General features: G+C 54.1%; 10 protein-coding genes and 1 tRNA gene. 5 read left to right on the top strand and 6 right to left on the bottom strand.

Going from position 1 to position 11,650, the window contains the following annotated elements; translation table 11 throughout:
- The first annotated feature begins 2 nt into the window (after nucleotides 1–2).
- A complete protein-coding gene (locus E0765_RS02175) occupies nucleotides 3–1,586 on the top strand; it encodes an N-acetylmuramoyl-L-alanine amidase (RefSeq protein ID WP_132811576.1) in 1,584 nt (527 codons plus the stop codon).
- A 6-nt stretch (nucleotides 1,587–1,592) separates the two neighbouring features.
- Here the strand turns inward: E0765_RS02175 and galU are convergent, their stop codons facing one another.
- The gene (gene galU, locus E0765_RS02170) at nucleotides 1,593–2,414 is read right to left on the bottom strand and encodes a UTP--glucose-1-phosphate uridylyltransferase GalU (protein ID WP_132811575.1); all 822 of its coding nucleotides are present in this window, start codon (nucleotides 2,412–2,414) and stop codon (nucleotides 1,593–1,595) included.
- Between the two features lie 155 nt (nucleotides 2,415–2,569).
- Here galU and E0765_RS02165 point away from each other — a divergent pair, with 155 nt between their 5' ends.
- Entirely contained in the window at nucleotides 2,570–3,214 is a 645-nt protein-coding gene (locus tag E0765_RS02165) for a hypothetical protein (RefSeq protein ID WP_132811574.1), read from the top strand.
- Nucleotides 3,215–3,359: 145 nt separating this feature from the next.
- Complete coding sequence (locus tag E0765_RS02160; protein WP_132811573.1) at nucleotides 3,360–4,571, top strand: EAL and HDOD domain-containing protein; 1,212 nt, start codon at nucleotides 3,360–3,362, stop codon at nucleotides 4,569–4,571.
- Between the two features lie 83 nt (nucleotides 4,572–4,654).
- On the opposite strand, the gene E0765_RS02155 is transcribed toward E0765_RS02160, so the two are convergent.
- The 3 genes from E0765_RS02155 to pyrF form a co-directional block, all read right to left on the bottom strand.
- Nucleotides 4,655–4,744: transfer RNA gene (locus E0765_RS02155), tRNA-Ser, on the bottom strand.
- A gap of 69 nt (nucleotides 4,745–4,813) precedes the next feature.
- Complete coding sequence (locus E0765_RS12415) at nucleotides 4,814–4,960, bottom strand: hypothetical protein (protein WP_165921625.1); 147 nt, start codon at nucleotides 4,958–4,960, stop codon at nucleotides 4,814–4,816.
- A gap of 50 nt (nucleotides 4,961–5,010) precedes the next feature.
- Entirely contained in the window at nucleotides 5,011–5,694 is a 684-nt protein-coding gene (gene pyrF / locus E0765_RS02150) for an orotidine-5'-phosphate decarboxylase (RefSeq protein WP_132811572.1), read from the bottom strand.
- Between the two features lie 169 nt (nucleotides 5,695–5,863).
- Between pyrF and E0765_RS02145 the strand changes: the two genes are divergently transcribed.
- On the top strand, nucleotides 5,864–6,430 hold the full coding sequence (locus E0765_RS02145; RefSeq protein ID WP_132811571.1) for a YceI family protein: 567 nt from the start codon (nucleotides 5,864–5,866) through the stop codon (nucleotides 6,428–6,430).
- A gap of 1 nt (nucleotide 6,431) precedes the next feature.
- Here E0765_RS02145 and E0765_RS02140 read toward each other — a convergent pair whose 3' ends face one another.
- Together E0765_RS02140 and E0765_RS02135 are read right to left on the bottom strand one after the other, a co-directional pair.
- Nucleotides 6,432–6,833, bottom strand: coding sequence for a hypothetical protein (locus E0765_RS02140; RefSeq protein WP_132811570.1), 402 nt, complete (start codon nucleotides 6,831–6,833; stop codon nucleotides 6,432–6,434).
- A 2-nt stretch (nucleotides 6,834–6,835) separates the two neighbouring features.
- Nucleotides 6,836–9,454 carry a valine--tRNA ligase gene (locus E0765_RS02135; protein ID WP_132811569.1) on the bottom strand — a complete coding sequence of 873 codons (2,619 nt, stop codon included), beginning with the start codon at nucleotides 9,452–9,454 and terminating at the stop codon, nucleotides 6,836–6,838.
- 113 nt (nucleotides 9,455–9,567) lie between these two features.
- On the opposite strand from E0765_RS02135, the gene E0765_RS02130 reads away from it, so the two are divergent.
- Entirely contained in the window at nucleotides 9,568–11,646 is a 2,079-nt protein-coding gene (locus tag E0765_RS02130) for an ATP-dependent helicase (protein ID WP_132811568.1), read from the top strand.
- The last annotated feature ends 4 nt before the right edge of the window (nucleotides 11,647–11,650 follow it).

Genomic DNA, 11,650 nt, shown 5'->3' with positions numbered 1-11,650 from the left:
ACGTGCTGGCCCGTCTTTTTTTACTGGCGTTTTTTGTTTTGGCTTCGTATGCCGCTACGGCGGACAATCGGCTTGAATCGGCCAGAAAGGCCCTTGAAAGCGGGGACGAGGTCGAACAGTTCCGGGGGTACAACGAGTACAAAACGATCTACCTTCGTGCCATGCTCGACAAAAATACGGCCACCGCGCGCGAAGCGCTCGAGGGTATTGTCCGCGGCGGGCACAAACTGGGTATCGACGTTTCCAAATACGAAGCGGATCTTTCCAAGCTCCCTGCCGCAGTGACTACACGCCCTTCGGCGGTAAAAACGGCTGAACCGGTCCAAAAACTTTTCGACAAATCGGCCGAAACAAATATCCCCTCCGTCATTTACGATAAAACGCTCAAACCCGCGGCCATTGCCGGCAAGTTTACCACTCCCGAACCGGTCAGACTGAAAGTCGAGCCCCCCGTTCGTCCCGAAAGCGTTTCGGTCGTGATGCGCCATCGCCTCGAAGACGCGCGCTGGAAAGAAAAAGGGCTCGAACTCCTTTTTGACACCCCGATACAGCAAAGCCAGATCCGGATGTCGAAGATTATCGAGGCGGATAAACAGCGCTTCCGTTACATTATCGACATCGATTCGGCCACTCTTTCTAAAACGCAGACTTTGGAACACAAAGAGATCAATCGGATCAAGATCGCGCAGTTCGATGCCAAGACGCTGCGCCTCGTCATCGAACACACCAAGGCGATCCAGATCAAACCCTCCGCGCAGGGGAAATCGGTTTACATCGACCTCAACCTGGACGCCCCCAAAATTACCCCGCCGCTGGCGACGACTCCGGTTACACAACCCCCTGTCGTCGAGCCCCCGTTGATGGCGACGCTTCCCCCGTTGGTGAGCGTGACCCCAAAAGACCGCAGCAAAAAAACCATCGTGATCGATCCGGGTCACGGCGGGAAGGACAGCGGTGCCGTCGGTAACGGGTTTATGGAAAAGAACATTGTTCTGGAAATTTCGATGCAGTTTGCCGAAAAACTCCGGGGGATGGGGTATACCGTGTACATGACACGCAGCAACGACACGTTTATCGAACTTAAAGACCGTACGAAATTCGCGAACGACAAAGAGGCCGATCTATTTATTTCGGTCCATGCCAACGCGATTCCCAAAACGTCCGATCCGATGTTAGCGCAAGGGATCGAAACCTATTTTCTCTCTCCCGGACGGAGCGAGAGGGCGATGCGGGTCGCGGCGCTGGAAAACTCCGAGGATATGAACGAGATGGGGCAGTACGGGAAACTCAGTTTCCTGAGCTTTCTGAATACCGAAAAGATTATCGCCTCGAACAAACTGGCGATCGACCTGCAAAAAGGGATGCTCTCAAACCTCCGTAAACAGTTTCCGAACGTCCGGGACAACGGCGTGCGGGAAGGGCCTTTCTGGGTTCTTGTCGGAGCACAGATGCCCGCGGTATTGCTTGAGGTGGGATACATAAGCCATCCGGACGAATCGGCCCGCATCGCCGATGAAAAATACCAGAAATGGATGGTAGAAGGGCTGGTTGAAGGGGTGGCCCGCTATTTCGCTAATAACGGGTAATGTAGCTTATTTTGTTTTTTCGTAGAAATAGTTCGTCGCCTCGACGAACCCCTCCACGCTTCCGCAGTCGAACCGTTTCCCTTTGAATTTATACGCCAGCACGGTCCCGTTCTGTGCCTGGGTCATCAGCGCGTCGGTGATCTGGATCTCTCCCCCCTTGCCCGGAGGAGTGCTTTCGATGATCGAAAAAATATCGGGGGTGAGGATGTATCGCCCGATGATCGCCAGATTGCTCGGGGCAACCGAGGGATCGGGCTTTTCGACCATGTTCGTGATCCGATAAACCCCATCTTCGATCTCTTCGCCCTCGATGATGCCGTAGCGGTTGGTCTGGCTCGGATCGATCTCTTCGATCGCGACTATCGAACATCGGTAGCGCTGATAAAGCTTTGCCATCTGCGAAAGGACTCCCCCCTCGCCGTTGCCGTCGCACAGGTCGTCGGCGAGAATGACGGCGAACGGTTCGTTTCCGATCAGCGTTTCGCCGGTGAGAATCGCATGGCCGAGCCCTTTCATTTCGTTTTGACGGGTGTAGGAAAAAGTGCATTGATCGATCAGCGCGCGTATTTCGGTAAGGTAATGTTCCTTATCGGTTCCCGCGATCTGGTGCTCGAGCTCGTAACTGACGTCAAAATGATCTTCCAGCGCCCGTTTCCCGCGCCCGGTGACGATCGCCATCGTATGCATACCCGCTTCGACCGCTTCCTCGACGCCATACTGGATGAGGGGTTTGGTGAGCACCGGAAGCATCTCTTTGGGCATCGCTTTGGTGGCCGGCAAAAAACGGGTTCCGTATCCTGCCGCGGGGAAAAGGCATTTTTTGATCATACTCGCTCCGCGTCGTTGAATTATGGGCGCTATTGTATCACACCGGGGGGTTATTGCGCCATGTCGGTCTTCGCGGCGGCAGAGGGGAACAATCGTTTACCGTCCGGAAACAAAAAGCGGTGTATAATGTTTTTTTATCCAAAAGGAGGATATTCATGAAACGTTTGGCCGCTACGGCATTGATTGCCGGAACTCTCTATAGCGGGGTGCTTGCCGCCGATTTCGATATCGGTATTTCGGGATCGGACCAGGGGATTACGGGCCTTTCTCTTTCGATCGGGGAGTATTACCGGGTTCCGCACCGTGAAATCGTCATGATCGAACGCTCCATTCCAAGAGAGGAGATGAGCGTCGTCTATCTCCTCTCCCACCGCGCGCACCGCAATGCGCAGTTTATCGCCGATCTTCGGCTGCGGGGACTCAGCTGGTGGGACATCACGCTGCGCCTCGGGCTGGATCCGCATACTCTGTATGTCGTCGATTCACACCGTCACTCCGGCCCTCCCTACGGGAAAGCCTACGGATACCATAAAGAGGGGAAAAAACACCGTCTGCGCGACGATGAAATCGTCGAACTCGCCAATGTCCGTTTTCTCTCGCGTTATCACGGGGTGAGTGTCGATGACGTCATCGACCGCCGCCGCGGAGGGGAGAGATACATGAACATCGACGAACACTACCGCGGCAAAAAAGGGGGACAGCGTTACGAAGGGAGAGGGAATGACGAGCGCAAAGGGGGAAAGCCTCCCCATGAGCGGGGCGGAAAAGGTCACGGAAACGGCAAGGGGAACGACCGATAAGCGATCGGCAGCGGATAAAGAAGGTTTAAAAATCTACGGTAAGCAATAGAATCCGTTAAAGAATTCAACCTTTTTCAGGCACAATGCCGATATACGTTTATGAGTATACCGATCGACCGTCCGGCAGACGGAAAAGGAACCGTTTTTGGGTAAATTGTATCTGGCCAAACAAAAGATTTTCAGCAACGAGGGAAATGTATTCGCTTATGAGCTGCTATTTCGCGATTCCGCCCACGGAATTGCGGAATTTCCCGGTAACATGAAAGCGACCTCGCAAATCATCATCAACACCCTCACCAATCTCGATATCGACCAGCTGCTGGGAAAAACCGGCATCGCGTTTATCAATGTCGACGAGCAGATGCTGACGTCCGGGGTTGTCGACGTTTTGGATAAGAAACGGTTCGTACTCGAACTGCTCGAGACGATCGAACTGAACGACAAAGTGATCGACAGGATCAAAGCGTACCATCGCAAAGGGTATACCATCGCGATCGACGATTTCGACTGCAGCGTCGGGATGATCAAAAAATTCGCCCCTCTCATGAAATACGTCCATATCATCAAAATCGACGTCATTGCCGCCGAAACTCCCAACATCGAAACGGTGATGGCCAAACTCCGCAGCAGCGGAATCCAGTTCCTCGCCGAAAAGATCGAGACTAAAGAAGAACACGACAAATGCCGCCAGATCCGGTTTGATTATTTTCAGGGCTACCATCTGCACAAGCCCGAGGTGATCGAGGTTGACGGCTACAAAGAGGTGACCCATCTCATCATCTTGCAGCTGATCCGTCTCATCAAAGACGATGCCGAAACGAACCAGATCGAGATGTTCATCAAACAGCGTGCCGACCTCTCGTACAAACTGATCAAATTCCTCAACAACCAGGAGTCGTTCAGTACCCCTGTCGAATCGATCACGCAGGTTATTACCCTGCTGGGCCGCGACAAGCTCCTGCGCTGGCTGCTCGTGTATCTGTACGCCGAGATTTCGACCAATCCCGCCTCGCAGACCATTTTGCAGTTTGCCCTCAACCGTGCCGAACGGATGGAAGACGATGCCCATCACCGCGACAAGGAAAAAGCGTATCTGGCGGGAATGTTCTCGTTGCTGGGCGCCGTTTTTGACACCAACATCAAAGAGTTGATGAACCACGTCAAAATGGACAGCGAAATCACGCGCCTCGTCGTCGAGAAAAAAGGGAAATTCGCCCACAGCCTTCTGAAAGCCGAAAAAGAAGAGCGCGATTACCTGCGCAAAATCGTTTTCGACAACTTCGACCGCATCGACCCCGTCGAGCTCATCTACGCACTCGAATACAGCGGCATACACGTCGATAAAGCAAGGGTGTAAATACAAACCGTGCGAGCTTTGTGCGGTTACAATCAGATTTTCGTATCTTGGAAGTTTCTTTAATCGGGAAGTTTTAATGAAGGTGGCGGACAGAGAGGGATTTGAACCCTCGGTCCCGTTTCCAGGACGCACCCTTAGCAGGGGTGTGGTTTCAGCCACTCACCCATCTGTCCATTAGTTGAGAGGGCGTAATTATACGGATGTGTAGATAACAAGCACCTTAAAGCGGTGCTTGCAAACCGTTAAATCGCGGGGGAATTTTTCGGATTGGTGAGGATCTGATCCAGGAGGGTCTGGAGTTGTGCGGCAAGCGCTTCGTTGGTCGCTTTTGCTTCGGCGATTTTCTCTTTGAGTTTGACAACCAGTTCGATTTTATCCATAAACTTCATGCGGACTCCTCGCAGTAAATTTGCGAAATTCAAGCAAGGAGCATTCCAGTTTAGAGGCGCTCGAGAATCCTTTCGACGACTTCGGCGGGGTTTGGGGCTTTGTAGATGGGGCGCCCGACGACGATGAAATCGACTTTTTCGTTGTGCGCGACGTCGATCGTCGCCACCCGTTCCTGGTCTCCGGCATCTTCGCCGAAAGGGCGGATACCCGGGGTGAGGGTGACGAAGTTCTCGGCAGTGAGCGACTTGATCGAGGCGCTCTCATAGGCGCTGCACACGACACCGTCAAGCCCCGATTCATGGGCGTCACGGGCAAACCGGTCGGCTTTTGCCGCGATCCCTTCTCCGTAGACGTGTCCGAACTCGTTTTCGTCGAAGGAGGTGAGTGCGGTGACGGCAAGAACGAGAGGACGTTTTTCGTAGGGCTCGAGCCGTTTCATCACCTCATGCATCGCTTTGCGCCCCGCGGAGGCGTGGACATTGAACATATCGACGCCCAGCGACATGATCGATTCGGCGGCATCGGCCATCGTGTTGGGGATATCGTAGAGTTTGAGGTCGAGGAAGATTTTAAACTCGGGGTTGATCGCTTTTATCGCGTCGATGAAGGGCTTTCCGTCGCGGATGTAGGAACGCAGCCCCACCTTGAGCCATATGGGATAGGCTTTGATCTTTTCGACGAGGGCGAGGTTTTCTTCCATGCTGGAGAGATCGAGGGCGACGCACAGCTGCATACATAACCTTTGGTTGAAATGCGAAAGTATAGCCTAGGGTAGTTGTAAAAGGGTTTAGAAAGGGTTACTGATGAAAGTCTTAAATGTATCGTCCGTTAGCATTGCGTTAATAATTCATTGAGAAAAACACCCTACAATAATCGGATATCAACCCAAAAAGGATATTGAAATGAACAAAAGTCTCTTCGTAACGGTTTTGGCAGGTTTGATGATCGGCTCGTCCGCTCTCTCAGCGGCGGTATACAAAGTGGATGTCTCCCATTCCAACGTCGGCTTCAAGGTCAAGCACATGATGATCAGTACGGTGACCGGGAAATTCGGCAACTTCAGCGGAACGTACGAACTGGACAAAGGACATTTCAAATCGCTGAGCGGGCACATCAAGGCCGCTTCGATCGATACGGGGATCGCAAAACGCGACGATCACCTCCGCAGTGCCGATTTTTTCGATGTGGCGAAGTTCGGCGATATTTCGTTCGTGATGACCGGTGCGACCAAAGAGAAAATGACGGGTAATCTTACCATCCGCGGCGTCACCAAAAAAGTGACGCTGGATATCGACATGGGAGGTGTGGTGACCGATCCGTGGGGGAACCAGCGCTCGGGCTTCGTTCTCACCGGCCAGATCAACCGAAAAGATTTCGGGCTTAACTGGAACAAGGCGATCGAAGCGGGCGGCGTCGTCGTAGGAGACGAAGTGAAGCTGATCGTGGAGGTCGAAGGGATCGAAGAGTAACCTACAACGTTTTGATAAAGCCGTCCCGCTTGGGGCGGAATCCCTGCAGGTCGTCCAGACTGATTCCCCTTTGTTTCCCCGAAAAAAGAATTGTCTTGCATTGATACATCTTCGCGTAGTCGCCCAAAAAATCGATCATCTCGCGGCTAAAGCGCTCGTATCCTTCGTGGGCGGCGAAATCGTCGACGATGAGATGGCGTCCGAGCTCGAAATTTTCACGGATGGAAACTCCCGCGTAGATGCACAGTTCACCGCGCTGATATGCTCCGAGGGGTCGGTATTCGGCGGGGTAATGTGCGGCCATGAAATTGTCGAAGTACTCGACGTCCAGGTCAGGGCGCAGCGTGCACAACAGTGCGTACCCTTCGGCGAATTCGTCGCTGGAGAGTTCCCGGAACTGCACGATCAGCGGCCCAGAGAAGCGAGCTGCGCATCGATTTTGGAAATTTTGTCCTGCGCGTCGGCAAGCCCTTCGCGGTTAGTTGCGATGACCGCTTCGGGGGCGTTGGCGACGAAGCGCTCGTTGGAGAGCATGGCGGAGAGTTTGTCGGCCTCTTTCTGGAGTTTTTCGCGCTGTTTGCTCAGGCGGTCGACGATGGGCGAGAGGTCGATGGCGTCGGTCGGGAGGTAAACCTCGACGCTTTCGCCCAGATCGCTAACGGCCTGATCGATTTTCGTATCGGTAAAACGGACCTCTTCGACTTTGGCGAGGCGTGTGATAAAAGGCTTCATCATCGCCTCGTCGCCGCTGCATTTGACGTAGGCCAGATCGATTTTCTGGTTCCCGAGGTCGATAAGGGCTTTGGCGCGGCGGATCGTGACGATAGCATCCATGATTGCGGCGAACTCGTTTTCGATCGTTTCGTCTACGACGGTGTTGTCGGGGTATTCCATCACCATGATCGATTCACCCTCCTCGAGCGTCGTGCCGGAGAGTTCGTGGTAGAGGTATTCGGTGATGAACGGCATGAACGGGTGGAGAAGTTTCATCGACTCTTTGTAGATGCTTCCCAGCTCCGCGATGCTCTCTTTGCTCGCCTTGGAGAGTTCGATCCCCCAGTCGCAGAATTCGTTCCACATAAAGCGGTAGAGGACGGTAGCGGCGTCGTTGAAACGGTATTCGTCCATGAACGCTCTTGTCTCCGACGTCGCGCGGCGGAAGCGGCTGAGCATGTAGCGCCCCAGCGGTGTCGTGATCTCCTGATCGCTCAGGTCGGCAAACGTCGAAACGTTCATTTGCAAGAAACGGGCCGCGTTGAAGAGCTTGTTCGTGAAGTTGCGGCTTTGCTCGAGTTTGTCGGTGCTTAGGCGGATGTCGCGTCCCTGAACGGCCAAAACGGCGAGGGTAAAGCGCAGGGCGTCGGCGCTGTATTTCTCGACCATGTCGAGCGGATCGATGACGTTGCCCTTGGATTTCGACATTTTCTGCCCGTGTTCGTCGCGCACGAGGGCGTGGAGATAAATATGCTTGAACGGCAGCTCGCCGGTGAAGTTTTCCCCCATCATCATCATCCGCGCGACCCAGAAAAAGAGGATGTCGAACCCGGTGATGAGGAGGGTGTTAGGATAAAAACGGGCCATGTCGTCGCTCTGGAAGAGGCGATCGGAAGCGGTGTCGCCGTTCCCCCATCCCAGCGTCGAAAACGGCCACAGAGCCGAACTGAACCACGTATCGAGGACGTCGGGATCCTGCGTGAAATTTTTCCCCGAACAGTGGGGGCACGATGCAGGCTCGTCGTCGAGGCTGGCCCATTCATGAGCGCAGTCGTCGCAGTAGAACACCGGGATACGGTGCCCCCACCACAGCTGGCGTGAGATACACCAGTCGCGCAGGTCGTTCATCCATGCGTTGTAACTGTTGATCCAGTGGGGCGGGAAAAACTGCGCCAACCCGGCGTTGGTCTTGTCGATCGAGCCTTTGGCGACCTCTTTGCGGACGAACCATTGCTTGGAGATGTAGGGTTCGACGACGTTTTTACAGCGGTAGCAGTGGCCGACCTGGTGGGTGTGCTCTTCGATTTTTTCGATGAAACCCTCTTCTTCGAGGCGTTTGACGATCGCCGAGCGCGCTTCGAGCCGCTCGAGCCCTTTGAACTCGCCGGCATGGTCGTTGAGGATCCCTTTTTCGTCGAAGACGGTGATGAACTCGAGATCGTGCCGTTTGCCCACTTCGTAGTCGTTCGTATCGTGTGCGGGGGTGACTTTGACGACGCCGGTTCCGAATTCGCGGTCGACGTGGCTGTCGGCGATGATTTTGATTTCGCGGTTGATGAGGGGGAGGGTGATGCTTTTCCCGATCAGGTGGAGGTAGCGTTCGTCATCGGGATGCACCATGACCGCGGTATCGCCGAAATAGGTTTCAGGACGCGTCGTCGCGACCGTGATGTGGCCGCTGCCATCAGAGAAGGGATAGCGGATATGGTAAAAATTTCCCTGGTGTTCTTCGTGTTCGACCTCGATGTCGCTGAGCGCTCCGTCATGCGTACACCAGTTGACCATGTAGTTCCCGCGTACGATCAGGTTTTGGTTGTAGAGGTGGACGAACGCCTCTTTGACCGATTGCTTGAGCCCCTCGTCCATCGTGAAGCGTTCGCGGCTCCATGCGGGGGAGACGCCCAGTTTGCGCATCTGGCCGACGATGGTTCCGCCGCTGTGTTCTTTCCATTTCCAGACCCGTTCCAAAAAGGCTTCGCGCCCGAGTTCTTCTTTGGTTTTACCTTCGGCGAGAAGCTGTTTTTCGACGACGTTTTGGGTCGCTATCCCGGCGTGGTCGGTCCCCGGTTGCCAGAGGGCTGCGTAACCGTCCATCCGCTTGTAGCGGGTGATGATGTCGATGAGGGTGTGGTTTAGCGCATGCCCGATATGGAGCGATCCCGTGACGTTTGGGGGAGGGAGCATGATTGCAAAATGTTTGTTGGGTTTTTGGATCGCACGGTTGCCGTCAACCTCAAAATACCCCCGCTGCTCCCAAATGGGGTAATACGTCGATTCAATATTTTTAGGATCATAATGGGTAGCGGACATAAATAAGCCTTCATGGAAAATATTCGCGAATTATAGCGCAACGCCTCTGAATTGGAAAATTCAACTCGCATGGGTATAATTCGATTCATCTACCGACTTTCCCAAGGAACGATTTGCCTCTTTCTCGTCTAAACCCCCAGCAATACACCGCCGCTACCGCGCCGTTCGGTCACAATCTGATCATCGCTTCGGCAGGGACGGGTAAAACGTCGACGATTGTCGGGCGCATTGCCTACCTACTTTCGCAGGGGGTCCGGCCCGATGAAATTTTATTGCTGACGTTTACCAACAAAGCGGCGCAGGAGATGGTCGAGCGGGTCGCCGCTTTTTTCGGGCGGGAAATCGCGTCGAAAATCGATGCGGGGACGTTTCACGCCGTCAGTTACCGCTGGCTCAAACGCAAAGAGGGGAAAGTGGTTCTCAAGCAGCAGCGTGAGCTCAAAACCCTCTTTCGCAGCGTTTACGAAAAACGGACGTTCAGCCACATCGACTGTGCCACACCCGCATACGGTGCGAATTATCTGTATGATGTTTATTCATTTTACCAGAATACCGAACTTTCCGTCACGTTCGAAGAGTGGATCACGACGCGCCAGGACGAGCACGCCCTCTATGCGGCGATTTATGCCGACATTGTCGACGAATTCGAGGGGCTGAAAAAAGAGTACGGGTTCGTCAATTTCAATGACCTGCTCTTGTTGATGCGCGATCTGGCGCAGCGGAGCGACCTTGGGTATAAAGAGGTGCTGATCGATGAGTATCAGGATACCAATGCGCTGCAGGGGACGCTGATCAACGCGATGAAACCCCCCTCGCTTTTCTGCGTCGGGGATTACGACCAGAGCATTTATGCCTTTAACGGGGCCGACATTTCGATTATCGGATCGTTCAGCAAAAACTATCCGAACGCCCAGGTCTATACGCTCAACAAAAACTACCGTTCCACCGTTCCGATCCTCTCGTTGGCCAATACGGTGATCTCCTACAACGAACGGATTTACCCCAAAGCCCTCGAGGTGACCCGTACCGGCGAAGCGCAGAACCCGACGCTGCTGATTTACGACGAGCTCTTCGATCAGTATCACGGGATCGCGCAGATGATTGGCGATTCGGGAACGCAGCGCGACGAGATTGCGGTGATTTTCCGGAACAACGCTTCGGCGGACGGGATCGAGGCGGCGTTGCGCGAACTGGGGATACCCTGCCGCCGTCGGGGGGGCGTGAGCTTTTTCGATTCCAAAGAGGTCAAGGCGCTGCTGGACATCTATACCCTGTTGGTCAACGAATCGGACATGATGGCGTTTATCCATCTGTTCGATTATGCCAAAGGGGTGGGGAGCGCGGTCGCCAAAGAGCTCTTCGTCGCGCTTCAAAAGCTCGGGCACGGGTCGTTTTTCCGGGGGCTTTATTCGCCCGACACCCAGATCAGCAATCCGTTTGAAAAACGCAAGCTCAACCATCAGCTGGGGCTGTTTGACGATTATGCCGAAATGGGAAGCGCCGGGCGATTTGCCAAGCTCTCCATCGACTCGACCTTTCTGACCAACCCGATTTTCAAACACCCGAAACTGACCAAAGAGAGTGCCATTTTTCTCAATGACATGTACGCTCTTTTCCGGCAGCTGCGCAATCTCTCCGAACCTAAGGCGGCGGTGCAGAAAATCGCCGTTTCGGCGTTGTACGCCCACACCGTCGAGCAGCTTTCGCACCGCCGGGCGATGAACGAAAACGGTGCTGTCGATGAACGGGCGAAGCAGGAAGCGAAAGAACGGATTTTGCGCAAGGCGACACTGCTGTTTGAACTCTCCCGCCCCTACAAAGAGCATGAGAGGTTTTTGAACGCGATGGTATTGGGGTCGCAGGATCTGACGCAGGGTGAAGGGGTCCACCTGCTGAGCATTCACGCGTCCAAGGGGCTTGAATATCAGGAAGTCTACGTCATCGATCTGATGGACGGACGATTCCCCAACCGTAAACTGATGAGTCGCAGCGGCAGCATCGACGAGGAAAGACGGCTGTTCTACGTCGCCGTCACACGGGCCAAAGACCGGCTGTATCTGAGTTTTGCCAAATACGACAAAATCAAAAAGAGCAATTTCGTCCCTTCCCAGTTCCTTTACGAAGCGGGACTGATCCCCAAGGATGAAACCTACAACGCCCTGGTCGCAAAAGGGGCGGTCGAAGAGGAATGACCGC

The sequence above is a fragment of the Sulfuricurvum sp. IAE1 genome (genome assembly GCF_004347735.1).
Classification (GTDB): domain Bacteria; phylum Campylobacterota; class Campylobacteria; order Campylobacterales; family Sulfurimonadaceae; genus Sulfuricurvum.
The sequence above is the reverse complement of the archived record's forward strand: the minus strand, read 5'-3'. Positions and strand labels throughout refer to the sequence as shown.